The organism is Anaerolactibacter massiliensis (assembly GCF_900290205.1).
Classification (GTDB): Bacteria; Bacillota_I; Bacilli_A; order Erysipelotrichales; family Erysipelotrichaceae; genus Bulleidia; species Bulleidia intestinalis.
Genome location: NZ_OLMH01000002.1, coordinates 429,773 through 456,515, shown reverse-complemented (window position 1 = coordinate 456,515; position 26,743 = coordinate 429,773). Strand labels below are relative to the sequence as shown.

At 49.3% G+C, this 26,743-nt stretch carries 22 protein-coding genes and 1 riboswitch; of the genes, 8 read left to right on the top strand and 14 right to left on the bottom strand.

Annotation, left to right across the window (positions count from 1 at the left end; genetic code table 11):
- Window positions 1-406 precede the first annotated feature (406 nt).
- Complete coding sequence (locus C7E00_RS05755; RefSeq protein ID WP_105303384.1) at window positions 407-1,891, bottom strand: nucleotide sugar dehydrogenase; 1,485 nt, start codon at window positions 1,889-1,891, stop codon at window positions 407-409.
- A 219-nt stretch (window positions 1,892-2,110) separates the two neighbouring features.
- Here C7E00_RS05755 and C7E00_RS05750 point away from each other — a divergent pair, with 219 nt between their 5' ends.
- Both C7E00_RS05750 and C7E00_RS05745 read left to right on the top strand, forming a co-directional pair.
- Window positions 2,111-4,093, top strand: coding sequence for a glycosyltransferase family 39 protein (locus tag C7E00_RS05750; protein WP_105303383.1), 1,983 nt, complete (start codon window positions 2,111-2,113; stop codon window positions 4,091-4,093).
- A gap of 1 nt (window position 4,094) precedes the next feature.
- Window positions 4,095-5,783: a glycosyltransferase family protein gene (locus C7E00_RS05745; protein ID WP_105303382.1), complete on the top strand. Its 1,689-nt coding sequence runs from the start codon at window positions 4,095-4,097 to the stop codon at window positions 5,781-5,783.
- A gap of 36 nt (window positions 5,784-5,819) precedes the next feature.
- Here the strand turns inward: C7E00_RS05745 and C7E00_RS05740 are convergent, their stop codons facing one another.
- From C7E00_RS05740 to C7E00_RS05725, 4 genes are all read right to left on the bottom strand, one after another.
- On the bottom strand, window positions 5,820-6,677 hold the full coding sequence (locus C7E00_RS05740) for a DMT family transporter (RefSeq protein ID WP_105303381.1): 858 nt from the start codon (window positions 6,675-6,677) through the stop codon (window positions 5,820-5,822).
- A 94-nt stretch (window positions 6,678-6,771) separates the two neighbouring features.
- The gene (gene pheT / locus C7E00_RS05735; protein WP_105303380.1) at window positions 6,772-9,171 is read right to left on the bottom strand and encodes a phenylalanine--tRNA ligase subunit beta; all 2,400 of its coding nucleotides are present in this window, start codon (window positions 9,169-9,171) and stop codon (window positions 6,772-6,774) included.
- Between the two features lie 13 nt (window positions 9,172-9,184).
- Window positions 9,185-10,222, bottom strand: a complete 1,038-nt coding sequence (gene pheS, locus C7E00_RS05730) for a phenylalanine--tRNA ligase subunit alpha (protein ID WP_105303379.1) — start codon at window positions 10,220-10,222, stop codon at window positions 9,185-9,187.
- 293 nt (window positions 10,223-10,515) lie between these two features.
- Window positions 10,516-11,223 carry a hypothetical protein gene (locus C7E00_RS05725; protein ID WP_105303378.1) on the bottom strand — a complete coding sequence of 236 codons (708 nt, stop codon included), beginning with the start codon at window positions 11,221-11,223 and terminating at the stop codon, window positions 10,516-10,518.
- A 41-nt stretch (window positions 11,224-11,264) separates the two neighbouring features.
- Between C7E00_RS05725 and C7E00_RS05720 the strand changes: the two genes are divergently transcribed.
- The gene (locus C7E00_RS05720) at window positions 11,265-11,555 is read left to right on the top strand and encodes an acylphosphatase (protein ID WP_105304878.1); all 291 of its coding nucleotides are present in this window, start codon (window positions 11,265-11,267) and stop codon (window positions 11,553-11,555) included.
- Here the strand turns inward: C7E00_RS05720 and C7E00_RS05715 are convergent.
- Entirely contained in the window at window positions 11,549-12,280 is a 732-nt protein-coding gene (locus tag C7E00_RS05715) for a TrmH family RNA methyltransferase (protein WP_105303377.1), read from the bottom strand. The genes C7E00_RS05720 and C7E00_RS05715 overlap by 7 nt on opposite strands.
- 256 nt (window positions 12,281-12,536) lie before the next feature.
- On the opposite strand from C7E00_RS05715, the gene phoU reads away from it, so the two are divergent.
- The 4 genes from phoU (at window position 12,537) to C7E00_RS05695 (ending at window position 16,574) form a co-directional block, all read left to right on the top strand.
- A complete protein-coding gene (gene phoU, locus C7E00_RS05710) occupies window positions 12,537-13,181 on the top strand; it encodes a phosphate signaling complex protein PhoU (protein ID WP_105303376.1) in 645 nt (214 codons plus the stop codon).
- A complete protein-coding gene (locus C7E00_RS05705) occupies window positions 13,178-13,864 on the top strand; it encodes a winged helix-turn-helix domain-containing protein (RefSeq protein WP_105303375.1) in 687 nt (228 codons plus the stop codon). Before phoU ends, C7E00_RS05705 begins: the two co-directional genes overlap by 4 nt.
- Window positions 13,861-15,528, top strand: coding sequence for a sensor histidine kinase (locus tag C7E00_RS05700; protein ID WP_105303374.1), 1,668 nt, complete (start codon window positions 13,861-13,863; stop codon window positions 15,526-15,528). Before C7E00_RS05705 ends, C7E00_RS05700 begins: the two co-directional genes overlap by 4 nt.
- Before the next feature lie 95 nt (window positions 15,529-15,623).
- Window positions 15,624-16,574 (top strand): diacylglycerol/lipid kinase family protein, encoded by a 951-nt coding sequence (locus tag C7E00_RS05695; protein ID WP_135358173.1) that lies wholly within the window; start codon window positions 15,624-15,626, stop codon window positions 16,572-16,574.
- A gap of 114 nt (window positions 16,575-16,688) precedes the next feature.
- Here C7E00_RS05695 and C7E00_RS05690 read toward each other — a convergent pair whose 3' ends face one another.
- From C7E00_RS05690 to C7E00_RS05660, 7 genes are all read right to left on the bottom strand, one after another.
- The gene (locus C7E00_RS05690; protein ID WP_105303372.1) at window positions 16,689-17,846 is read right to left on the bottom strand and encodes an RNA-guided endonuclease TnpB family protein; all 1,158 of its coding nucleotides are present in this window, start codon (window positions 17,844-17,846) and stop codon (window positions 16,689-16,691) included.
- Window positions 17,833-18,276: an IS200/IS605 family transposase gene (gene tnpA / locus C7E00_RS05685; protein WP_105303371.1), complete on the bottom strand. Its 444-nt coding sequence runs from the start codon at window positions 18,274-18,276 to the stop codon at window positions 17,833-17,835. Before tnpA ends, C7E00_RS05690 begins: the two co-directional genes overlap by 14 nt.
- Before the next feature lie 224 nt (window positions 18,277-18,500).
- Window positions 18,501-19,955 carry an ATP-binding protein gene (locus C7E00_RS05680; protein ID WP_105303370.1) on the bottom strand — a complete coding sequence of 485 codons (1,455 nt, stop codon included), beginning with the start codon at window positions 19,953-19,955 and terminating at the stop codon, window positions 18,501-18,503.
- 317 nt (window positions 19,956-20,272) lie between these two features.
- Window positions 20,273-22,006, bottom strand: coding sequence for a phosphoenolpyruvate carboxykinase (ATP) (locus tag C7E00_RS05675; protein WP_105303369.1), 1,734 nt, complete (start codon window positions 22,004-22,006; stop codon window positions 20,273-20,275).
- A 41-nt stretch (window positions 22,007-22,047) separates the two neighbouring features.
- Window positions 22,048-22,773, bottom strand: coding sequence for a TrmH family RNA methyltransferase (locus C7E00_RS05670; RefSeq protein ID WP_235897251.1), 726 nt, complete (start codon window positions 22,771-22,773; stop codon window positions 22,048-22,050).
- Entirely contained in the window at window positions 22,773-23,993 is a 1,221-nt protein-coding gene (locus tag C7E00_RS05665) for a peptidase U32 family protein (RefSeq protein ID WP_105303368.1), read from the bottom strand. Before C7E00_RS05665 ends, C7E00_RS05670 begins: the two co-directional genes overlap by 1 nt.
- Entirely contained in the window at window positions 23,971-24,825 is an 855-nt protein-coding gene (locus C7E00_RS05660; RefSeq protein WP_105303367.1) for a U32 family peptidase, read from the bottom strand. Before C7E00_RS05660 ends, C7E00_RS05665 begins: the two co-directional genes overlap by 23 nt.
- A gap of 100 nt (window positions 24,826-24,925) precedes the next feature.
- A riboswitch (THF riboswitch) is annotated at window positions 24,926-25,003 on the top strand.
- A 72-nt stretch (window positions 25,004-25,075) separates the two neighbouring features.
- Between C7E00_RS05660 and C7E00_RS05655 the strand changes: the two genes are divergently transcribed.
- The gene (locus C7E00_RS05655; protein WP_105303366.1) at window positions 25,076-25,624 is read left to right on the top strand and encodes a folate family ECF transporter S component; all 549 of its coding nucleotides are present in this window, start codon (window positions 25,076-25,078) and stop codon (window positions 25,622-25,624) included.
- On the opposite strand, the gene C7E00_RS05650 is transcribed toward C7E00_RS05655, so the two are convergent.
- Window positions 25,621-26,727, bottom strand: coding sequence for a CapA family protein (locus C7E00_RS05650; RefSeq protein WP_167836482.1), 1,107 nt, complete (start codon window positions 26,725-26,727; stop codon window positions 25,621-25,623). The genes C7E00_RS05655 and C7E00_RS05650 overlap by 4 nt on opposite strands.
- Between the last annotated feature and the right edge of the window lie 16 nt (window positions 26,728-26,743).

The window sequence follows — 26,743 nt, the reverse complement described above, 5'->3', positions numbered from 1 at the left end:
TTCACACCATTTCAGGCGAGTTTTCCACATGCATTCAGATGATTAAGTCATTAAAATCATCTGCATCCAATGTGATTACGTACCATAAATTTCCAACTAAAACTGCTCCGTATGAGCTGAGGAATTCCTGAAAACTGCTGTACCTTCTGACACGGAATCCATAGGAATTTGATACTGCCATTCGCAATGAGGAGAAGAAACAAAGAAAATGCAGTAAGCACCATAGCTGGCCAAGTCCGGATCATAACCCTGGCACGGATATGGCTGACTTCATGAAGAAACTATTAAGAGGCATCGAGAAACAGATATATCTGCTTCTCGATGTTCCAAGGTTTCCAGAAATTCTCTTTGCATCAGAAAAACCGGAACATGCAGAATGCATAGTTCCGGATCAGACGAGAATCATTCAGTCTCTTCGGAAGAGATCCCTGGTATAGACCTTGTCTTTCACGTCATCCAGGCAGCTGTCATAGCGGTTCGCCAGAATGCAGGCAGACTGCTCCTTGAAAGCCTTCAGATCGTTGACAACCTTGCTGCCGAAGAAGGTGGTTCCATCTTCCAGCGTCGGCTCATAGATGATCACAGAGGCGCCTTTGGCTTTGATGCGCTTCATGACTCCCTGGATTGAAGACTGGCGGAAATTATCGCTGTTGGATTTCATAGTCAGCCGATAGACACCGATGGTCACCTGCTTTTCCTGGTCTTTGCAATAGCTGTTATCTTCCCCGTAGGAATAATACCCAGCCTTCTGAAGAACCCGGTCGGCAATAAAGTCTTTTCTGGTCCGGTTGGATTCCACGATTGCCTGGATCAGATTTTCCGGAACGTCATTGTAATTTGCCAATAACTGCTTCGTATCCTTCGGCAGGCAGTAGCCGCCATAGCCGAATGATGGATTGTTATAATGTGTTCCGATGCGGGGATCCAGGCAGACCCCGTCAATGATCGATTTCGTATCAAGGCCTTTGGTCTCGGCGTACGTATCCAGTTCATTGAAGTAGCTGACTCTCAATGCAAGATACGTATTGGCAAATAGCTTGACTGCCTCTGCTTCGGTCGTACCCATGAACAGAGTCGGAATATTCTCCCTGATCGCCCCTTCCTGAAGCAGTTCTGCAAAGGTATGAGCAGCCTTTACCAGTTCTGGATGATCCATGTCGGTTCCGACAATAATTCTGGATGGATAGAGGTTATCAAACAATGCCTTGGATTCTCTCAGGAATTCCGGGCTGAAGAGGATATGCGCTCCAGGATATTTCTGCTGCAGAGACTTCGTATATCCGACCGGAATCGTGCTCTTGATGACGATGATCGCTTTTCTGTTTACCGAAAGGACCAGATCAATCACCTGTTCCACTGCAGAGGTATCAAAGTAGTTCTTGCTGGAGTCATAGTTTGTCGGTGCAGCAACTACCACGAAGTCGGCATCTGCATAGGCGCTTTTTCCATCCATGGTTGCAGTCAGAAACAGCGTCTTCTCTTTCAGATACTTCTCGATGTATTCATCCTGGATCGGGGAAATTCTCTGATTGATCTGATCTACTTTTTTTTGCACGATATCCACTGCGGTAACTTTATGATGCTGACTGAGCAATACGGCAATGGAAAGACCGACATAGCCGGTACCGGCTACTGCAATCCTGAGAGATGGATCCGGCCTTGTGCTCTGAGCAGAAGAAGCTTCTTCAAATAGATCACCCGGATCGAATTCCAGGACGGAAGCCAGGGCTTCCAGCTGAGGAATGGAAGGCATATATTCTTCGGTTTCCATATGGCTGAGCATCGTGCGGTTGATGCCGGTCAGTTCGGCAAGCTTCTGCTGCGTCAGCCCCTTCTGCTTTCTGCCGTTCAGAATCGTATCAGCAAGTCTTTTCTGTGATAATTTCTTCATAGTCCTCCTGAATGTTATTTTTTGTAACAATAACTGTATATGTCGCTTTAATCTTCGCCAATATAACGTATCATATTTCAGAACAGGCAGGAATACCGGAACCTAAAATCTTATTTTTGTTATGATTAATAACATTCACTATTGAAAACAGGGAAGTCTTTTTGGGCATAATGTTTTCAGATGGAAATAGTATAATTTTCTGGTTGAAAAGAGGTTTTTATGCGCAGTTTAAGTCTCAGATTATTTCAGGATGCGGAACTGCTTCCGATGGCGCTGTGCTGTCTATGTGCAGTGCTCGTTTTATGGCTGGTGTTCCGGTATGCACCGATCAGATGGAAAGAAGATCAGAAGCCGGAAAAGAAGCAGGAACACCTTCCCTGGTTTCATGGCACGAGAAAAGCTTCAAAGTGGACGAAGAAGGACTGGTGGTACGTCAGTGTCCTGACCGTCTGCTATGCAATTGTCTCATTCTGGCAGCTTGGCAGCACGAAGTTTCCTAGTACGACCTGGCAGCCGAGCACAACACCGCAGAGCGTGGTGCTGGAGCTGACCGAAGACACGCATTTCGATACGATCTATGCAATCTATGGCGAAGGCGATAATAACAGCAACCTCGATACGTATCAGCTAGGGTTCCATGATCTGCAGATCTCCGGTTCCGAAGATGGTAATCACTGGGAAGACATCACGGTGCTGAGTGATGGCAGCATCTATCAGTACAAGCTGGTCACCGGAGACTGGAATTACCGCTATATCCGGATCACTTCCGTCAATAAGAACGATACGCTGACCGAGATCGGTTTCAAGGCAGCTGGAGAGAAGAAGTTTCTTCCGGTGGCTGTGAAGGAAGATGAGGGCGGCACGATGGAATATCCTGCTACCCTGCTCATTGATGAACAGGATAAGCTTGCTCTCGATCCGATCTATCTGAATGAAAGCTATTTTGATGAGGTCTACCATCCGCGCAATGCCTGGGAGATCGCAAATGGCGAATACATGTATGCGACCGTTCATCCATTGCTCGGTACGTGTCTCATCGCCTTGAGCATCAAGCTCTTCGGTATGAATCCATTAGCCTGGAGAATTCCGGGTGTCCTGTTCGGAATCTTCCTGATTCCGTTATTCTACGGCATTCTGAAGCGGCTGTTTCAGAAGGAGAAGGTGGCTGGTGCGGGAGCATTGATGCTGGCGTGCGACTTCATGCACCTGGCGACGTCCAGAATTGCAACGCTGGAACCGTTCAGCGTGTTCTGGATTCTGCTCATGTACCGGTTCATGATCGATTACTGCTATACCAATTACTATGATTCGTCCCTGAAAGATTCTCTGAAAACGCTGCTGAAGTGCGGGATCGCAATGGGCATCGGCATCGCCACGAAATGGACTGCCTGCTACAGTGCCATCGGTCTTGCAGTGCTGCTGTTTATGACTCTGGGAGTCAGAGTTCATGAATCTCATTGTGCTGTGAAAGCTCTGGCTGGAGACGCCTCGAAATACAGTGCTGAAGAACTTGAGCTGCTTCAGAAGATGGCTGGCAATGGCAAGGCATATTTCTGGAAGACGATTGCCTGGTGCTTCTTATTCTTCATCGGCATTCCGATCGTGATCTACTGGGTTTCCTATCTTCCGTGCAAGGTATGGAGAGATGGCTGGTCCATTTCCAATGTCTGGAGCCAGTGCGAGTATATGTATCACTACCACATCAATCTCAAGGCAACACATCCATACCAGAGCACCTGGTACCAGTGGCTGTTTGATATCCGGCCGATCTGGTATTTCGGAAGAATGGATGCCGAAGGCATGTATCACTCTATTTCCTGCTTCTCGAATCCATTGCTGACGTGGGCTGGCTTCCCTGCTATCCTCTATGTCATCAAGCGAGCTCTCAAAGACAGAGACCGGAATGCATGGATCATCGCCGCTGGATATCTCTCGGCATTCCTGCCATGGGTTACCCTGGTGAAGCGCTGTGTCTTTGCCTACCACTTCTATCCGACCAGTTTCTTCATGATCCTTGCAATTGCCTACTGCATTGAACGGATCTGGAAGAAGAACAATTCGTCTCTGAACCTCTGGGTTTGCATCTTCTTGATTGCAGTGGCAGTGCTCTTTGTGATGTTCCTTCCGGCTACAGCAGGATTCGGCACCACGACTGCTTATATCAAGTTCCTGGAGTGGTTCCCGAGCTGGTATTTCGGATAATATGAAACGCTATTTCTCGCATTACGGCAGATACCTTCTCGCCGCCCTGATTCTGAGCCTTGTATTCTGCTATCCGTATCTTCTGAAAGACTTCGTAGGCATCGAGCATGATACATTCTTCCATCTTTCCCGGATCACCGGGATGGCAGAACGCATCGCGGCCGGCGACTGGTTTCCTTGTATCTACCCGTACAAGAATCATGGCTTCGGCTATGCCAGCCCGATGTTCTACAACGATCTCTTCATGATCATTCCGGCATTGCTCTACAGCGCCGGCTGTTCTCTTGCCTTCTGCTATAAGTTCGTGATCTTCTCAGCTACCTTCTTTTCTGCTTATGCCATGTGCTGTCTCATTGACCGCACCTCTGGAAAAGCGGGGATCGCAATTCTGATCTCTGCAGCATATCTCTTTGCAAACTACCGCATCACGGATGTCTATGTGCGCAGTGCAGTCGGAGAGACGATGGCATTTGTGTTCTATCCGGTGCTTCTGTCAGGTCTCTATGAAGTTCTGGACCAGAAGAAGGCAGATCACTGGCCCCTGGTCACGATTGGTCTGGCAGGGCTTCTGTGCTGTCATAATCTGTCCTTTCTATTCGGCGTTGTCCTGTTCCTTGTCTTCTTCTGCATCGATCTGAACCGGATCAGCAAAGACCAGTTCATCTCTCTCTGCAAGGCAGTATTGATCGCATTTCTTGTCACAGCCTGGTTCACACTGCCGATGATCGAACAGCTCTCCAGCAATACCTTTATCCTGAACTATTACGGGGCTTCTTCGGATCTTTCTTCCGGGGCAATGCCGTTATGGAAATTCTTTGCCAATCAAACCATTTTCGGATATGGCTCAAATAATCTGGAAAAAGACCGGCAGATGCTGCTGAATATCGGTTGCTTCCTGACCTTTGCACCGCTGACCTGGTTCCTTGTTCCAAGCGAGGAACAAAAACAGCAGCGCTTTATCAAGAGCTGCCTGATTCTGGGCTATGTGATGATGCTGCTGCCAGGAGACTGTATCCCATGGGGCAGCTTAGCAGCCCTCAGGATCCTGCAGTTTCCATGGCGCTTAGAGGGACTGGCAATGGTTCTGCTGACTGTCCCCGCAGCTGCAGGAATTTCTCACCTGGCAAAGAAATCATGGCTGCCAGTTCTGCTCTGTGCTGCAGTGACCGCAGAAGGAGTCTGGCACCTGACACCAGCCATGAACCGGACCTTCGGAATCACCAGCTCCAGCACCTATTCGGATATCACTGAAGGCAGACTGACAGACCCCTATTATTCTGCAACCTATATGCGGGTAGAACTTGCCGGAGGAGATTATCTTCCTCTGAACAGCCCGGACTTCCGAGGCTATTCCACTGCTATCAAGAACAATGATGGAACGGATACGGATATTGCTTATACCAAGGACGGAACTGCTCTTTCTTTCTCCATTGAGGAATCGCAAACCGGAAAAACTTATCTGCTTCCGCTTACCTGGTATAAAGGCTACCAGGTTTATCACATCAGTTCAGAAGGAACGAAACAGAAAGTCACGACATTCCCCAGCAGTCAATCCATCGTCTCCTTCTATGCTGAAGAAGCTGGTAATTATATCTGTGTCTATGAACATACTGGCGTACAGACCTTCAGCAGAATCCTGTCACTGGCATCCATTGCCGTGCTGGCAGTGTTCCGGAAGAAAATCAGATAGCCGAGAAGCGAAGCACCAGTCTCTCTGGTGCTTTTTTTATGCTGGCTGTCTCGTCGTCGATACTGATACCCCGATCAGAATGATGATGCCCCCGAACACCTGGCGAAGGCTGATAGTTTCCTGCAGAATCAGCCAGGAGAAGAAAACGCCGAAGATCGGCATCAGATTCATGATAATTGCAGCATTAGCAGCCGGGATTCCCTTCAGACCATAATTATACAGAAGCAATGCTGCCACCGAACAAGCAGCACTGAGATACAGAATAGCAAGGCACACGGATGGCGTAATACTGGTAAGCATCGGTTTTTCTAATACCATCATCGGCAGGAAGAAGATCGTTCCGATCACGGTCTGATAAAACGTCATGGTAAAAGAATCATACTTTCCGGAGATCGACTTGGTTTCGTAGTTGTAAAAGCCCCAGAGAAAGCCATCAGCCAGAAGAAGCAGGTTTCCGAAGAGAGAAGAAGATTCGGATGGATCATATTCCGTGAGCACAGCAATTCCGGCAATGGAAATGAGAATTCCTGCCAGCATCCTTTTTGAGGGTCTTTCCCGATATACCGTCAGACCGACCAAGGCAGTAAGAGCCGGAAAAGCCGCTTCAATCAGAGAAGTATCGGAAGCAGATGTCTTCTGAAGTGCAATATTCTCCAAAGCATAATAGACGCTGATGCCGAGAATTGCAGAGAGAAGCACGGGTTTCAGATCCTGTTTTTCAATTTTCTGACGGTTTCCTTTCAGAAGGCTGATTGTCCCCATCAGAATGGATGCGATTGCAAAGCGGATCAGACAGAGCAAAAGCGGAGAAACCGACTGATAGGCAATCTTGGTAGCAATGAAAGAAGAACTCCAGAACAGAATAGCAAGAATTGCAGAAAGATAGTATCTCATCGGTTTCTCATCCTCCAGAGAGAATCATATCCGGGAATTGTAAAGAAAGCACACCAAAGAAAGGAACAGGTCCTTTCCCTGTTCCTTTCTGAGCTCAGGCTCTTAACTGTGCTGAAAGCTTGCTGCTGAGGCTATCCAGGATTGCCTGGTGAGCTGCAGTGATCTCTTCTTCTTTCAATGTATGATCCGATGCCTGATAGACGATATGCAGAGCGACAGACTTCTTGCCTGCTTCCACATGTTCGCCTTCATAGACATCGAAGATCTCTGCTGAACGTACGATCTTCTTGCCGGCTTTTCTTACGACTTCCAGAAGTTCTTCTGCTGGTACACTGCGGTCGACAACCAGAGCGATATCTCTGGATACAGACGGATAGCGATCCGGAGCCGTATAGCGGATTCTTCCGGCTTTGCCATTCAGAACCGGTCCGAGGTTGAGTTCTGCATAGACCACCCGCTTCAGATCATACTTTGCAGCGTAGGTCGGATGCACTTCTCCGAATACGCCGAGGAACGAATGATCCAGCCAGAGTTCTGCCGAACGGTACGGATGGAAGTGAACAAGATCGGTCTTGTTCTCCCGGATGGATACTCTTGGTACCTGGAAACCGCACTTCTTCAGCCATTCAGTCAGGATTCCCTTCATGGCATAGAAGTCGCCGGAAACCGTATGCTGATGGAGCGGATCAGAATGGAGATTGCCATCAAGGAAAATTGCCAGACGTTCTTCTTCCTTGCCGCCTTTTCCATAAACTTTGGAAAGCTCGAAGAATGCAAGATCCGTATTGGAATGTGCTTCATTGTACTGCCCGCATTCCAGCATGGAGTTGATCAGAGAAGTACGGATATATTTTCTTGCCTCAGACATCGGCATGGATAAGGCAATTGCTTCTCCGGCCGGCTGGTAGGCATTCTGAATATAGTCTTCGCCGACCAGCGTATAGGTCACGACTTCATGAAGATTCAGTGCCGTGAGAATTTCTCTCGTATCTCTGCGCAGAGCCTGGACCGGAGAGAGTCTTCCTACAGTTGCCTGCATCTGCGGAAGTGTAGATCCGAGGCTGTCAAAACCGATGAGACGAATCACCTCTTCATCGATGTCTGCCTGTCCTTCAATATCGGTACGATAAGAAGGAATATGCGAGAGGATGGTATCGCCATCGATTTCCGGTCTGAAATCAAGGCTCTTCAGAACATCTGCTACCTGCTCCATCGTGAAGTCGGTTCCAAGCAGGCCATTGCAGTGGCTGAGGGTTTCTGAAACCGCCAGCGGCTGATAGACTTCATTTCCTGCTTTGACGGTTTCTTCAAAGCCGGACGCATCCGCATATTTCTGCAGCAGTTCCACGGACCGGGCAATGCCCTTCTCAATGGAACAAGGTTCCAGTCCCTTCGTGAATCGTGAAGCTGCTTCCGTGATCAGATTCAGACGGATCGAAGTACGGCGGATCTGCGCATGATCGAAATGGGCTGCTTCCATGAGAATTGCTTTGGTATTCTCATCGATCATGGATTCTTCGCCGCCCATGATGCCGGCAACGCCAGTTGGCTCGCCTCCGGTCGTGATCAGGATATCGCCTTTCTGAATTTCAAACTCAGCCCCATCAAGAGCAGTGAGCTTGGTTTCCACATCATCGACAACTGTGATCTCATGGTGCGGAAGCTTGGAAAGATCATAGTAATGCAGAGGCTGACCGGTCTCCAGCATGACGAAGTTCGAGATATCGACGACATTGTTGATGCTGTTCATGCCAGCCGCATGGAGATAGTTCACCATCCACTTCGGAGAAGGACCGACTTTGACATGATTCACTACCTTGCCCCAGTAGCTCGTGCACTTCGGCGTCTTCAGCGTGACAGAGAAGGTTCCCTTTTCTCCGGCTTCGTCCTTGCCGCTGTAATCCGGCCAGGTGACCGGACGATGGAGAATCGCACCGACTTCCTTTGCCATATTCCACATGGCCGCGCAATCGGCCCGGTTCGGGGTCAGCGACACATCGAGGATCGTATCATCATAGCCAAGATACTTGAGCACCTCGGTTTCACCGACCGGTGCATCTGCCGGCAGTTCTTCAATGCCGGCGATCTGTGCTTCACTCAGAAATTTCTTATCGACGCCAAGTTCAAACAGTGCACACAGCATGCCATTGCTTTCATGGCCATGAACCGGCTTTGCAAGAATTGTTCCGCCCGGAAGCTTTGCCCCCGGCAATGCAGTGATGACTTTGAGGCCTGCTCTGCAGTTCGGTGCTCCGCAGACAATCTTAACGGTTTCTTCCGGGTTCTCGTGAATGCGGACAACCGTATCATGAAGATGCGTATCGGGAATGTCGTTGCATGAAAGGACTTCGCCGATGACCAGGTTCGTCCCGGAAGCCATCGGTTCGATGCCTTCGACTTCCAAGCCTGCCGTCGTCATCTTCTGAGCAAGCTCTTCGGGGCTGATGCCGGCAAGGTCCACATATTCACTGAGCCATTTATAACTTAATCTCATCGTCTTTTCCTCCTCAGTCAAACCGGTCGAATGTCTTCAGGAATCTCAGATCATTCGTGTAGAAGCTGCGGATATCATCAATGCCGTACTTCAGCATCGCAACCCGCTCCAGGCCGACTCCGAAGGCAAAGCCGCTGCACTTCTTCGGATCAAAGCCATTCATCTCCAGCACATGCGGATGCACCATGCCGGCCCCGAGAATCTCAATCCAGCCGCTGCCTTTGCAGACGCTGCAGCCTTTGCCATTGCAGAACGGGCAGGAGACATCGACTTCCACGGAAGGCTCCGTGAATGGGAAATAGGAAGGACGGAAACGGATCTGACGGCCTTCGCCGAACATGCGATTTGCCATGAACTCCAGAGTTCCCTTCAGGTCGGCCAGCGTGATATGCTCGCCGACGACCAGACCTTCGCACTGCATGAACTGATGGGAATGCGTCGCATCGTCATCGTCTCTGCGGTATACCTTGCCCGGGCAGATGAGCTTGATCGGAAGCTGGCCATGTGCCTTCTCGAGTTCTCTCATCTGCATGGCCGTGGTATGGGTACGGAGCAGCGTATTCGGATCGATGTAGAACGTATCCTGCATATCTCTTGCCGGGTGGTCCTTCGGAATGTTGGCAAGCTCGAAGTTGTAGTAGTCCTGCTCAACTTCCGGTCCTTCGGCAATCTTGTAGCCCATGCCGATGAAGAGGTCTTCAATCTCCTGCTGAATCATGATCAGCGGATGAATCGTTCCCGTCTCCAGCCGATCGCCGGCCAGCGTGATATCAATCTTCTCTTTTTCAAGCTGTGTGCCTAACGCGGCTTCCTTCAGCGCTTCCTGGCGTTTCTCCAGGGCTTCCGTGACTGCCTGTTTGCAGGCATTGACCTTCTGGCCGAAGGCAGGCTTTTCTTCCTTCGGGAGATTCTTCATCTCTGCCATCAATGCCTGAATGGAGCCTTTCTTGCCAAGATACGCGATCCGTACCTGGTTCAGTTCTTCCATCGTTCCGGCAGACTGCACGGCTGCCAGGGCTTCGTTCTGAACCTGTTCAATGTGTTCACTCATGAATCTCTTTCCTCCTGATCAGATAAAAAACGTTCCTGAAACATCCAGGAACGTCATGAACGCGGTACCATCCTGATTCACTTTCTCAAGAGAAAGTGCACCTTGATTGCTCTGTAACGGAGAGTCCCGGAGACGATTAATCTCACTGGAAGAGTGAATTCCTCTGCACTCCTGTCAGAATCGTCTCAGCCTTTCCGATTCCTCTCTTGGACAGATGCGATGCGAGTACTTGTCTCTTCTTCTGCGCTTTGAACAGAAATAATCATATTCAGAAACGAACCGAAAATCAATTCCTATCGTTCTTCCACTTCATGGTAAAGCTGATAGATCTCATCGAGATCATCCGGTCCGGCAATAAACGCATTGCCTAATAATTCCATGTTGCCATGATCCAGCAGAATGCCTCCCTTGTCCGGAAGAATCGCGATTGATCTTCCCTTTTCTTCGAGAGCCCGGATGATTCCGCCGAGATGAAATACGTCTTCAAAGTAATGCGTATCAAGATCAAATCCGGACAAAAGCCCCAGTCCATCCCGGTATTCGAACTCATGATCCTCATCCGGCGTCCGGTAATACTCTTCTAAGAGAATCTTGGATGCTTCCGAGATTGTGATCAGAAGTCCCGGATAATTCCGGATAGTCCGGATCAGCCCCAGATCTTCCATGCGCAGCATGCACTCTTCCGGGTCATTGCCGACCACGCACAGGATATCCGACCGTCGGATGTCATGTTCCAGCTCTTCCGGTTCTTCGCGGTGGTAGTCCGCAAAATAGATATCTTTCTGCTTGATGCCGTAGGAAAGAAATGGTCTTCTGAGGTCTTCATAATATTCGCTTCCTTCGGAGAAGCGATCCTGGAAGATCTCTGCATCGCTGGCCCAGCCTTCTTCATAGGCTAATGGCAATATGCAGACCTTCATGCCGGGACGGATCAGCTCATACAGGGTTTCTGCAGCCCATGCCTGATCGAAGTTTGTCTGATTCAGCAGAATCGCTGTCATGGAATACCTCCTGAAACGTGTTTTCGTGCTATTCTGAAGCTATGAAACGAGTGAAGATTCTCTATGAGGGAAGAGTCCAGGGAGTAGGCTTCCGCTATACGTGCATGGCCCTTGCCCAGGAATTAGGTCTGACCGGATATGTGAAAAACCTGGAAGACGGTGATGTCGAACTGGTTCTGCAGGGAGACGAAGCAGCGATCAATCGTTTCCGCATGAGACTGCCTGCGGAGAATCACTGGATGCGCATCGATCATGAAACCGAGACGGAACTTCGGGCAGATCCTTCCGAGAAGAAATTCCGCTATGAGTTCGGCGGATACGGATACTACTGAGCCCGGAACCGGTACATCACGATGCCGCCGGCAACGGCGACATTGAGAGATTCAAAGCCATGCATCTCTATGCGGATCCGTTCGTCTGCAGTCTGCTGAAGGTTCTTTGAAACGCCCTGTCCTTCATTGCCCAGGATAAAGGCCATCTGCTCACTCTCTTCTAACGAAGAGAACGGAATGCTGGCATCGAGAGCAGTCGCAATGACCTTGACTCCCTGTTTCTGAAGTTCAGGAACCAGTTCGTTCAGATCCGTGCGGATCAGAGAAATATGAAACAGTGCCCCCTGGGTGCTGCGGATTGTCTTCTCATTATAGAAATCACACGTCTCTTCCGAGCAGCAGATGCCGTCAAAAGAAAACGATACAGCCGTGCGGATCAATGTGCCGAGATTGCCCGGATCCTGGATTCCATCTAACAGCAGCAGCCGATGATACGAAGCGATTGATGGTTCAGGCTTTCTGCATACCGCAATCAGATGAGCTTTGGACACATTCGCCGAAAGCTTCTTCATGATTTTATCGGTAACGAAGAGGTTCCGGATATCTAGAAATGGCGTCTCTTCGAGGTCGCTGATCACACACTCAGCAATGCCTGCAGAGATGGCTTCTTCAATGAGGTGCTCTCCTTCGACGAGAAATTTTCCGCTCCGGTCTCGTTCTTTTTTTTCGTGCAGGGCTGCCCATTCCTTGATTCTGGCGTTCTGCAGAGATTCGATTTTTTCCATATGGATCAGTGTAGCACAAAGACCTGATCACATTCCGATTTCTGCCTGTCCTTTGCCGATCTGCTTCACTTTTTACATAGATTTAACGTTTCACTCCGCATTCACTTTACATTCATTTTTCATACTGATTCAGGTAGAGGAAGAACTGCCTTTTCGGCTGATTGCGAGTGCTGATTTATGGTAATGTAGCAATGGTGATGACGCTTCCTCAGCACGTGATATTCTGGCAGACCGTCAGAAAAGGGAGGACTGCATCATGCGTTCAAGATTAGACTCGGGTCTGAGAGACCTGAATACCGAAATGATCTCCATGGGAGGACTTGCAGAGAAAGCCATCCGCCTGGCGGATACTGCCCTCATGGAGGGTGACAGCAAATCTGCGAAAGAAGCGATGGCCCTGCAGGGAGAGATCCGTTCCAAGGAAAAGGCCATTGAGCAGCTATGCATGAAGTATCTGCTGCTGCAGGCACCGATGGCCCAGGACTTAAGAACAGTCAGTGCTGCCTTGAAGATGATCACTGACATGAGCCGCATCTGCGAGATTGCCGGAGATATGTCGGAAGAGATTCTGAACATGGGCGGAAGAATCGGCATTCCGGGTACCCAGAAGATGGCAGAAGCCACGAGAACCATGGTATCTGAGGCAATTGATGCTTTCGTCAAGCAGGATCTTTCCATTGCCAGAAAAGTCATCCGCAGCGATGATGTCGTGGATGATCTGTTCAATCAGACCAAGCAGGAAATCATCCGCATGATCGTGCAGATGCCGCAGGACAGCGCATATGCCGTGGATCTGGTCATGATTGCCAAATACTATGAGAAGATCGGCGATCATGCGGTGAATATTGCCAAGTGGGTCATCTATTCCATTACCGGTTCCACAGAGGAGGGAGAGGAATGATTGCCGTTGTTGAAGATGACAGCAGTATCCGTGAGATTGAAATCTATACATTGAAATCGACCGGCTTTGCGGCAGAAGGATTTGAAGACGGAAAGTCGTTCTTCGAATCGCTGAAACAGGAAAAGCCGGAGCTTGTGATTCTCGATGTGATGCTGCCGGATGAGGATGGGGTTCAGATTCTGAAGAAGCTGAAAGCAGATCCGGATACTGCCTCGATTCCGGTGATCATGGCAAGTGCCAAAGGCACGGAATACGACAAGATCCGGGGACTGGATCTCGGGGCTGATGATTACCTGGCAAAGCCATTCGGCATGATGGAAATGGTTTCCCGGGCAAGAGCAGTGCTGCGCCGCTGCAGCACGCAGGAAACGCCGAGCACGGTCGTCACGCATGGTCCGATCCGCATCGATCCTCAGAAACATGAAGTCTATGTCAACGATGAGGAAATCTCGCTGACCCTGAAGGAATATGAGCTGCTGAAGCTGCTGCTTTCGCATCCTGGCATCGTCTATACCAGAGATCAGCTGCTGAATCTGATCTGGGGTCTGGAATATGATGGCGAGACGAGAACCGTCGATGTCCACATCCGCACGCTTCGTCAGAAGCTGAAGGATGCCGGTTCGTGCATTGATACCGTAAGAGGAGTGGGCTACCGCTACCGGGAGGAGGAATCTTCTTCATGACGAAAAAGATATTCAAGTCAGTCTTCTTCTCCACACTGGTGATTCTGGCAGCTTCCCTGGCTCTGATCCTGGGAGCACTGAATCGCTATTTCATGAGCCTGGAAGAAACTCAGCTCACCTCGCAGGCACAGCTCGCGGCAGCCGGAGTGGAAACTTCCGGCATGGACTATCTCAATTCTCTGCCTTCCAGCGACGAATACCGCATCACTTGGATCGCTGCAGATGGAACGGTGCAGTTTGATAATCAGGCAGATGTTTCCACGCTGGAAAATCATCTGAACCGTGAAGAAGTCCAGCAGGCATTAATCAATGGCGAAGGCAAAGCCGTCCGCTATTCTTCCACGATGGCCAAGAGGACGATGTATCATGCGGTGCTCTTAGCGGATCATACAATCCTGAGAGTTTCTGTTACCACGGATACCGTCGGTCTCATGGTCCTGCGTCTGACGACGACCCTGTTATGGATTCTGATCGGTGCAATCGTGCTTTCCTGGTTCATGTCAAAGTGGCTGTCCAGGAGAATTGTTGAACCGCTCAATCATCTCGATCTTGATCATCCGCTCGAGAATCAGGGCTATGAAGAGATCGCTCCCCTTCTGACGAGGATTGATCGCCAGAACGATCAGATCAGCGATCAGCTCAATCAGCTTCATCAGAAGCAGAAAGAATTCGAAACCGTCACTTCTTCGATTCACGAAGGACTGATCGTCCTGAATCATCAGGATGAAATTCTCTCGGTCAATCCGGCTGCCCTGCGTCTGTTTGAAGCAGACAGCAGCGTGAACGGCAAACATATCCTGACCCTCTGCCGGGATGAGAAGATCAGCAGAATCCTTGAAGAAGTCCATGCAGGCAGACAGGCAGAAGACATTCTGACCGTCAAAGACCGCACGATCCGCATTGCGGCTGCACCGATCACAAGCAAAGGTACTTATACCGGGGCCAGCTTCCTGGCTTCGGATATCTCAGAAGAATACGCTGCGGAGCAGCAGCGCCGAGAGTTCACCGCAAATGTATCGCATGAGCTCAAGACGCCTCTGCAGTCCATCATGGGCAGCGCAGAACTTCTGGAAAATCATCTCGTGAAGCCGGAAGATGAAGCTCAGTTCGTCCATCGCATCCGCACTGAGAGTGCAAGACTTCTAACATTGATTGATGACATCATCCGCCTGTCTCAGCTGGATGAGAATTCCGTGGCAGAAGAAGAAATCGTGAATGTCAGCGATCTGGTCAGAGAAGCTCAGGAATCTCTGCAGAAGTCTGCAGAAGAGCATCATGTCACGATCCGGACTGATCTCAAGGAGACCAGGATCAAGGCAAATGCAAGACTGATCTATGAGATTGCATACAACCTCTTGGACAATGCCATCCGCTACAACAAAGAGAACGGCACGGTAACCGTGTCCACGTATTGCGACGGAGATCGCTGCTATCTGAAAGTCAGAGATACCGGCATCGGCATCCCTGCCGACAGCCTGAATCGCATCTTCGAACGGTTCTACCGGGTTGACAAGAGCCATTCCAGAGCAACCGGCGGAACCGGACTCGGTCTTTCGATCGTCAAGCATGCGGTATCGATCTCGCATGGCACGATCCAGGTTTCCAGCCGCATCAATGAAGGCAGTGAGTTCCTGGTGACCTTCCCGGCTGCCGAACAGAAGTGACTGATTCTTTCAGCACCTGCCGTGACTGCGGCAGGTTTTTTACTGCCGATACAGAAATCCGTGTCTGTCCATTACGAACCGGGATCGCTTCGTTTATGATAGAGACAGATATGGTGAAGAAACGTGTACTCTTTCTGGCAAATCTGACTTCCGGCACCGGATCTGTCCGGCAGCAGTTCCCGGAAGTACTGACGATTCTCGCTTCGCATGGATGCGAGACTTTGGTATATCCCATTGATCCTGCAGCCGGACTTACTTCCGAGAAAATTCTCTCGGAAGCAGAACGTCACTATGACTGCATCCTGGTAGCAGGCGGAGACGGAACGCTGAATCATGTGATCAACGCGATGATGCACCTGGATATTCATGTGCCGATTTCCTATCTGCCAGCCGGAAGTGCCAATGATTTCTCGAAGACCCTGACCGGCGGAAAAGCATTGTCTGTGCAGGAAATTGCCGAAAGCACTGCCGGAAGTCATGTCTATGCATATGACATCGGCAAGTTCGGGGATTCCTACTTCAATTACATCGCCGCGTTCGGTGCGTTCACGAATGTAAGCTATGAAACATCCCAGAAGTCGAAGAACCGCTTCGGCTACAATGCGTATGTGCTGGAAACGATTGCCAACCTGCAGAGCGGCTTGAGCTATCGCGAAACGATGCAGATTGAGCATGACGGGATCATTGAGACAGGCGATTACATCTTCGGGGCTGTATGCAATACCACAAGCATCGGCGGCATGGAGACGCCTCTATTGAAAGATACGAAGCTGGATGATGGTCTCTTTGAATGCCTTCTGATCAAGGCTCCGAATAATCTGATTGACTACAACAGCATCATGGCTGATTTCAACGGCAGAACTTCATTTTCCAAGAATCCGTTTGCAACAGTATTCCAGACCAGAAGCGTGACCTTCAGGCCAGCAAACCCAATTGCCTGGACCCTGGATGGCGAAGATGGCGGATCCCATCAAGAAGTTACCATCTCGGTAGTGCCTCAGGGAATGAAGATTCTCATTCCGGAAGAAACTCAGGAATCCTGGTGAACTACTCGTCACTGACGTGACAGAGCTTCTGGGAACGCCCGTCTTACTGTCAGAATCGGCATCCAGAGGACAGGCTATTAACCACGGCACCGTTCCGGGCCGTTGTGATGCACATCAGGCTGCGGAGGCAGCCATCAGAATATTCTTTGCCGCATTGATATCTCTGTCATGATGGGCTCCGCAGGCAGGGCATGTCCACTCACGGACTTTCAGCCATCCATAATGGTTATATCCCAGCCGGTTGTTTACTTCACCGCATGCAGAACACGTCTGGCTTGTATATGCAGGATCTGTTTTAATTAACGTTTTGCCATAGAAGGCACACTTGTATTCGAGCATTCCTGCGAATTCAGACCATCCGGCATTGGCAATTGCTCTGGCAAGGTGATGATTGTGCATCATGTCTTTGGTTTTCAGATCTTCGATGACAATCACATCATACTTGCGGACAAGGGCGGTAGTGACCTTGTCCAGATAGTCTTTTCTCTGGTTTGCAATATGTGCATGAATCTTTGCACACATTTTTCTTGCTTTCTGATAGTTCTTAAAGCCTGTCAGTTTTAAAGACGGATCGGCCTTCATAGCCTCTTTTGCTTTCCGAAGACGACGGGCAGCGATCTTCTGCCAGTAATGCAGATGATCATCTTCTGATTTGTCCCACCTGGGCAGGGGGATCTTTGTCCCGTCAGACAGGATGGCAAGATCTTTCAGCCCGACATCGACTCCAACGGACCTGCCTGTTTTAGGAAAATCGGCCTCATTGTATTCGCATAACACGGAGGCGCAGATGCGTCCATCCGGATTCTGATGAACGGTAATGCTTTTTATCTTCCCATGAGGAAGTTTTCCGGAGCGAAAGTAAACAGCTCCGATCTTCGGGATCTGGATATGGTGCGCATCAATAACGTAAATATTGCCGTTCACACACTTGGACGTATAGCTGTCCGTGCATGTCTTTTTTGACTTGAATTTCGGGTATCCTCCCTGTCCGGAGAACAGCTTCTGAAATGCCGCATTCAGATGATCGTTCGCAGAAGTCAGGGCAGTTGCGTCAGCTTCTTTCAGCCATGCGTTCTCACGTTTCAGCTGCGTCAGCACATAATTCATGCCGTATGTGCTGACGTATTTCCCGCCGTTGTCATGCCGTTCTTTCTGCATATTGAGCATCTGGTTATAAACAAATCGTACGCAGCCGAACGTTCTGGAAAGCATTTTCGTCTGCTCTTCATTCGGATACAGCTGAAGATTGAATCCCTTCTTAATGATCGTCATACGATTCCTTCTTTCTCTGATCGTCAATGTATTTGGCGACAGCCTGCTCATTCGGTGCCCCGATGCTTTCGACAAAATAGGAAGGTTCCCATAGGTGACGGTCTTCTGCTTTCCAGTAATATTTTTTCAATTCAGGATGCATGCGGAAAAGACGGAATGCAGAAGTGCCTTTGAGACATTTGACAATTGTTGAAACAGAAAGCTTCGGCGGAGCAGAAACCATTAGATGTACATGATCATCCGTTCCGATCTCCAGGTGCGTAATAGTAAATCCTTTCTCTTTCGCAATGTCATGCATCAGCTGCTTGAGGTCAGCTTCTATGTCACCGTTAAGAACTCTGTTTCTGCATTTTGTCCCCCACACAATATGGTAGTTCAGATTATACACAGATGTTCTACCATGTGTAAGCCGTTCATTGTTTCTTTCCATGCATTAATTATATCATATCCGCACTACCATATGTAGGGGTTGAAAGGATGTATTAAGCCAATTCATCTCGGCTCTGAAGAACCGAGTTTCCTTGGCGATCTTACAAAAATCTCCTGAACGATGAAGAAGGCAGCCATGATCCGGCTGCCTTCTGTTCCGATTGCATGCATGGATCCTTCTGAAGGAAGGAATGTCAGAAAACGTGATCAGCGCGAATGATGTTTTCATTTCGCAACAAATTTCTGATATCTGCTCCGCGGCTTATCCGGAATTGTCATCTGCAATTCTCCTGAGTTCACAAGAGGCTGCACATATCTGGACATCACATAGAATTCAGTTTTGATTTTCAGATATTCTGCAATCTCTTTTCTGCTTCTCGGAGTTATGCAGAACGACAGGATTCTGTTCCTGATTTCTTCTGTATTGTCTGAATTGGCAGATCTGATCAGAGAAGGCTCTTCCCGATTGAAGAACGTCACAACGAACTCGTCTCTTCGGTTCTCGAATTTCGGTTCAGGCAGATGATATTCCTTCATCGCCCTTCTCATGGTCGGAATTCCGGAATAGCGATTTTCTGCGCTGGTCAGATTTTCTGTCATGACAGCCAGAGCGGGGTTTCTCTGATCTGGCCTTCCATAGCCTAGCTGTTCTATACTCATCCTTCCATACAAAGTACCAGGGCTATGAATCTCAAGCCGGTCTGCAAAGAAGTCGATCTGAACCGGAGTTCCCTCCGTATAGATGCTGTAGTCTCGGTGTATGAGTGCATTCAGAATTGCTTCTCTGATCGCATCCACCGGATACTCCGTGCGATCTGCCCGAAGACCTGTTTTTTCATCGATAACGGTCCGGATCTTCATATTTCTGCGGCAGAAAAGAAGTGCCTCTTCCACCATTTCAGGTATTGTTCCTTCGATGCGGCGATTATCCAAGAAGCGGGCATTCTGGGCATCAGTCTGTCCGATTTCAGTTCCAGGGACAACAATTGCAGTAATTCCCAGCTGAGGAAAAAATCCTTGAGGAAAAATACCGAAATTCATGACCGCTGCCAGGGTCGGCTCTTTTCCCTTCAGAACATTCAGCATTTCAAGCACCTGTGATTCCGGAAGCTTTGAAAACCCAGGTCTTTCCTGCTTTCTGAGCTGAATATACTTTCCAAGAGTTTCACGATCCAGGCTCTCGATTGTGGCATCAGGAACAGGACGGACATCATCATGAAGATGTTTCCGGAAGGCTTCAAAACTATACAATTCGTATTCCGTCATCGGAAGATCTGCATCGCCAACCCGGATAAAGGATCCCCTGACTCGTCCAGCTCCTTTGTAATAGCAAGGCCTTTCCGATAGATCAATTGCAGGTATTTCTGCAGAGCAGACCCATACTCCGCTGATTTCAGCCATCGAGAACAGTGCTCTCACAGGAGGCTCCATCTGATTGCATTGCTCTGTTACTTTCTTCTGAAGATCCTGCGGGTCATAGACACCGACAAGAGAATAATCATGTTCTTCATCGATCCCGAAAATGATAATACCGCCCTGATCCTGATTAGAGAACGAGGATAAAGTATCATAAAGCCTCTGCGGAGTACCTTTATTAGCTGCTTTCATTTCGATAGTCTGCTCTTCAGATTTCTGTTTCTGAATTTGTCTGACTAATTCTCTTAATTCATTTGCTAACATTTTGCTTACCAATCAGTCAATAATCTCTTAGTTTATTTGGATTTTAGCAAATAAATTTTGATAAATCAACAATTTAGCAAACAAACTAGTGGTTTTTTTAGATTATTACGTATTTTAGCAAACGTATTGGCAAACTGATTTAGGTTATTTCACAAATCAGCTAAGAAATCTGCAAATCAATACAGGTTTTCTGCTGAATCTGAACTAGACCCGCACTTCTCGTTTTTCCTCCATATCTTCCCTTTATGAAGCTGCTTTTCTGACAATATAAAAAATCTCTGCAAGCTGTACTCACAGAGATTCATTCAGGTATTGATTCAGTCCTCAGTCTTGCTGCCGGTTTTGCCGAGAATCGCAAAGTCCATCAGGGCCTGAGCTGCTTTGGTAATGCCATGGTCACCTTTATTCGGAAGTCCGAGGCAGGTATAGACCTCACCGACCGGAATGCCTTTTTCAAACAGTTTCGCGAAGATCTTATCGATCAGCTTCTTCGTTTCTTCCTGCTTCTGCATCGGGCCGAACGGGTTGGCAAAGAAGGTTGTGGAAAGTCCCTTCTCCTGAGTCGTGCCTAAGGCAAACCGCTTGCCTTCGAGGAAGACCGGCTCTGCTTCTTCTGCGGAAGAGAACAGGTGCATGCCTCTCTTGTCCGTATAGTTATTGGCATACAGGAAGCAGTCTACTTTCTGGTTCGTGGTCACGACATAATACGGAGCCGCCGGGAGCACGACTCTCGCGTTCGGTTTCTCCGGATTGAAGAAAATCGACCGGTCCATGTCCTTGTAGGCAGTTCCCTTATCCAGGTCATCGAGTCTCACAAAGGCACCGATCTCGGTTCCCTGAGCCCGGATCTCGCCATTCTCATCGATATGCACGGTGCCCATATCATCGAAGACGGTTTCCTGATGATCAATCAGATCATCTGCCAGAGCAGACAGCGCTTCGAGAGTCTCGGACTTGCCGGCTCCGGAATCGCCCATGAACAGCAGTCCCTTCTTCGTTCCGTCTTTGAGGTAGATATTGACCATTGCCCCATGGATCGGCAGCCAGCCTCTCTGAATCATGGCGAGGTTATGCAGCGTCAGGAGAGACTTCTTCGTATATCCGAAGTAGTCGATCTCCTTAGCAGCGCTGACCTTTCCGACCCAGATATCATTCTTCTGATCGTGATAGAACACAGTATCTTTCGTGCCGTCTTCGACGCCGAACAGCTCAATGCAGTCCGGCTTGCGGACAGCTGCTTCTTCCGGAGCAGCCAGTTCGAACAGGTTTGCCATGGCAACTGCAGAACTGATGTAATTGCGATGGAAATACGCAAATACGAGCAGTTCGCCGATCTTTGCCGGATAGCAGATCCAGTCATCCTTGGCATCCGGATCCCTGAAGTCTTCAATCGGATTGTAGGAAACCTCAGTAAACGTATTCGTGCGCTTGTTGGAACGCGGATGCAGGATCAGCGGAGTGCGGATCATCGTCTCATTGACGAAGGCAATGCTTCTGAGCTTGTCATACTCTTCCGGCAGATGATCCGGGTAGTACTGAAGCAGAAGCGAGGCATTGGTGCCGGCATGAAGCTGACGGTATACCTTGTTCTTCCCGCCCTGGACTTTTTCTTCGGCAGTACGGTAGACATTCAGGCACAGATCATTGATCCGGGAATCTGCTTCCAGGAAGTTCTGGATCTGATAGCCTTCTTCGTTATGCGTGTAAAGCACGGAAACACGCTGCAGCTTGCGCCAGTAGTTATATGCTTCTTCAATGACCTGAAGGAACTTCTCGCGGTTCGTGATCAGGTAGTCATGAATCTCATTGATGTCCACAACCATCAGGTACTTCATGACCAGAACAATTTCATCTTCAAGATCCTTCTCGGTCAGCTTGCTTGCCACAAGCCAGCAGTACAGATCATAGTGCTCCTTCTTCAGAACCGGAAGGAAAGAACTGAGAAAACTGCGGAAACCCTCCGAACTGAGCAGTTCGTGCGGCGTGCGGAAATACTGTTTGGAATAATTCAGAATCACGGTATCTTCGTGGAAATAATACGCTTCTCTCATAGCTGTCCTCTTTCTCGCGAACATTCTAGCACAGGAATGTTTCAGCGGTACTGTCTCTGGCGCAGGATTTCAAATGAAAGCGCTGCCGAAGCCCCTGCCGCATTCAGCGCATTGCGGAAATCATTCGCATAAGGAATGAAGATGTTCTGATCAGCCTCCTTCAGCACGGAAGAAGAAAGACCTCTCATCTCCCCGCCGATGCACAGCAGCAGCGGAATCGTGAAGTCTGCCTCAAAATACGACACCGCATCTTTCCGCATTGCTGCATAGATCTTCAGACCATTTTCCCTGCATGCATGAACCATGCCCGCAGGGTCATCGCTGCAGACAAGATTCAGATATTCCGAAGCTCCGGCACTTGCTTTCACGATCACCTGTTCGCTTCTCGACCAGTCACGCTTCTCTAACAGCAGCCCATCGCAGCCTGCACTGTATAATGAGCGCATCACGTAGCCGAGATTATACGGATCTTCCACGCCTTCTAATAGCACCAGAAATGGATTCTCTTTGTGCAGGCAGTCGGAAAGACTTTGATACTTCCGCTCTTCTGCTTCTGCCAGGATGCCGCCATGCGTGAATCCTTCCGCCATGGCATCGAGTTCTTCTCTTGGCTTGCGAAGCGTTTCAATACCAAGCTCTTCTGCCTTCTGCTCGATGAAGTGCGTGTCCTTATCATGCTTGCGGGAATCAATCAGAATCCGGTTCACTTTTCTGTGTCCGCCAAGCATTGCAGCCTTGACCGAAACTTTTCCTTCCAGAATCATCATTAAGCCTTTCTCAGAAGATCATCGATCTTCACTGCAAACGGCACCGGAATCTTCAGCAAACGCATCGGAACCCGGCTCTTTTCGAGATATTCGCCATTCTCATTCTGCATGGACTTCACCGTGAACGTCCGATTCTCCATTCCCGGTTCCATCACTTCAATCCGATCTTCGAGATCAATCGGATTCCTGGTTTCCAGCACTAATACCCCTGCGTTTTCATCATAGGAAACGACTCTGCCAAGAAAGCCGTGATTGACATCCTTGTCGGAGTTTTCATGCATGATCACTGCGGCAGAATCAATTCCTTCATAGAAGCCCGGACACGTCTCCCGGTTTTCTGCCTTCAGAATCTCATCGGCATGGTATGCCATGCGTTCCTCAGACAATACATAGTCATGTGCTATCAGCTCATCCATGAGATGCCGGTAGGCACTGACAATACCTGCCACATAGAATTCCGTCTTCATGCGTCCTTCGATCTTAAAGGAACACACGCCTGCCTTCATCAGTTCTGCAATTTCATTGACTGCGCAGAGATCCTTCGATCCCATCGTATAGAGATGGTCCGGATCAGACAGTTCCTTGCCATTCTGAAAGAGATGATACGACCAGCGGCAGGACTGCGCACAGCCACCGCGATTGGCATCTCTTAAGGTCATGCGGTTGCTGAGGGTGCAGCGGCCGCTATAGTTCACGCACATGCCGCCATGGATGAATGCTTCCGTATCCACCGGACAATGCGAGACGATTGCCCGCACTTCCTCTAACGTGCATTCTCTTGCCAGAACAACCCTATCGATATCCAGCTGATCCTTCAGAAACTGAGCAGTGCTGGCATTGGTGACCGACATCTGCGTGCTGCAATGCACTTCGAGTTTCGGTGCAGTCTGCTTGGCCAGCTTCATGATGGCCGGACTTGCAGCGATGATCGCAGTTACCCCGATGTCTTCCAGGGTCTTCAGGTATTCTTCCAGACCATCAAAGTCGCTGTCATGGGGAATCTCATTCACCGTCACATGGATGCGGGCATGGTACTGGTTCGCATAGCGGACTGCTTCTGCTATTTCATCGATGGAGAAGTTGGATGCCCGGCTGCGCAGGCTGAATTTCTGTCCGCCGAGATATACCGCATCTGCTCCATAGCGTATCGCTGTCTCTGCTCTTCTTAAGTCTCCTGCCGGAGCCAGCAGTTCCGGTTCAGAGAATGGTCGGCTGTTCATAGTATCCCTCGCTCAATGATAATTCCGGATGGTTCTTCCTGTAGGTTTCTGCAATGGCTGCAGCATCTTCTCCATTGAGAATCTTCCGGTATGCAGAATCTGCATCAATCAATGCCTCCGGCTCCGGAAACACCGGATTCAGGAAGAAGCGTTCTGCTCCGGCATCCGCAAAGTCATTCAGATGCAGGAAGGATTCCTGCACGAAGTCCGAATAGATCAATGTTCCTGCTTCTGTTTCGATGATCGGCATCTTCTCGTTCCGCTTGGATTCCTGAATGGATAATCCTTCAGTATTCTGAAGACGATTCTGATAGCCCGAGAACTTCTTCCATTGCGTCAGCAGAAGTCTTCTGGAAACAGACATCAATAGATTCCCATGGATGGTCAGTTCCGTATGCGGGCAGGAAGAAACGATCTCGAGAACTTCTTTTCTGGTCAGAAGCGGTGAGATCGAAACGCCGGCGATGCCGGTATCGTTCCAGAAGGAAACATCTTCCTTACTCACAGCAAGCGTCATCGGCCGGTAGATCAGCTTCTTGCGGAGATGATCCGAAGAGATCTGAAAGACTGCCGGATCGCTGAAGTAGATATGTTCCGGATTCATGGAATCAAGCTCGTTCAGGACTGTTTTCAGACTGTCCAGATCTTCTTCGAAATAGAACCGGTTCAGAAAAACAGAATAAGATCTGCATGCGTGCAGTTCATCAATCGTGATCGAACAAAGACCGGTGAAGCTGTGGCCTTTCAGGGAATATGCAATTTCATCAGCGCCGGCTTTCAGAAGGCGTTCGCCTTCTTCCTGGTTCCGGGCAATAGCAATCAGTTTTTTCATAGCATACGAATTGTATCGTATTTTTCATGTTCTGACTGTTTTTTCTTGATTTTCGGACATGTTGTGGTACCCTTTGTGACAAGGTATCAGAAGATACCGAGAGCTGCCGCGTAAAGTGCCGCAAGGAGTTCAAGGGATAATCTTGCGGACGAAAAGAGCATTCTTGCGATGGCAGTTCCAACCCGGACAGAAAAAACAGAGAGGAACCTTCTTTCCGTTTGTTCGATGCGGGAAAGGAGGGTCCTCTTTTATGAATCTCTGGAAATTATCTGCAGAAAAGCTCCATCAGACAAAGTATCTGGCCCTGATGGCAGCCATGATCGCACTGAAGACCGTGCTCAGCATGTATTACATTCCGGTCTCGGAAAACCTCAGAGTCTCGATCTCGTTTCTGATCGTTGCCCTGGAGGCAAGCATCGTGGGACCGGCGGCCGGCATCGTGAGCGGTGCCGTCACGGATCTCGTCAGCTTCGTGCTGTTTCCGGATGGTGCGTTCTTCTTCGGATATACGATCACTGCCATGCTGGGGGAACTGATCTATGCGCTGTTCCTCTATCAGAAGAAGATCACCTGGCAGCGCTTATTCCTCAGCAAGCTATTGAACAATTATCTGATCAATGTGCTGCTCGGGTCGTTATGGTCTGCAATCCTGTATTCGAAGGGCTATTACTGGTATCTGGCACGCAGTGCCGTAAAGAATACGATCCTGCTGCCGTTTGAGGTGCTTGCTTTAGCCGCATTATTCAAACTGCTGCTGCCGGTGCTTCAGAAGCGCGGATGGATCACGAAGCAGTCTTAATAGAGACCGCCGATGCGGATGCTGTCATCCATGCGCTTCAGGGTCTGGCTGTATCCGTCATACAGCCCTTCCCGATCCGGAAGTTCTGCTTCGGTCACATCGCTGATCGGCTTGACGACAACGCTGCCATCGCTCTGCGGGCAGCTGACGACCAGATCGACTTTCGGGTTCGTCAGTTCAATGCGATGCGTCGTCCCGGCAGTGATCTCGGTCACCGTCACGGCGCCGATTGCTCCGATCCGGTCCGTGCTGTCTATTTCATCTGTCAAGAGATTGCCTAACGAATAGAACACCAGCGTATCATCAATCCAGCACACCGGCTGGACTGCATTCTCGGCATTCCCGATAATCACCGAAGCCCCCGCTCCGGCAAGGGCTTCCGCAATCTGTTTCTGACGGTCATTCGGCAGTGCGCCCTGGCCGCCATTCCAGAAGATCGAGACAATCACGATATCCGCATTCTGCGCCGCTTTGTTTACTAACAGCGGCGATTTTTCATCATCATACACATTGACGAGGTAGTTCTCATTCTCCGGAATCGGGTCATCCAGAAGATCTGTGAAAGAAAGGAAGGCTGCACTTACCCCATCCACTTCTGCAATCCGCAGCTGATTCTGAGAATCCGTGCTTGTATTGGTTCCGCTGGTCATTGCCAAAGAATCGGTCCAGTATGCCATCGAGGAATCAATACCATCCTTGCCATGGGCAAGACTTGCCGGATTTGCAAGTCCGACCAGATTGAAGCCGGGAGAAACCATCGCATCTCCGAATTGCGAAGGCAGATCTGTGCCGATCAGCGATTCCTGCTGATAGGAAGAAAAGCCGGAAGTGCTGATGATCTCTGAAAGCGAAGACACACAAGCCGAATAATCAGAGCTCTGCATCGTCGTATTCACGGTTCCTGCCGCAAAGACATTCACGACATTGGTTGTCTCTTCCGGCAGCCAGTATGCCGAAGCAGAGGCAGAGATGGCTGCCGCTTCTTCCTTCTTTTCCATTGATTTGGTCAGCAGGGTCATGATCAGACTGGTGCTTGCGATGACAAGGGCCAGGATGATCAGAATTCTGCCGGTATCATTCCAGAAATTCTTCTCGTCGTCCATGGCTCCATTGTAGCAT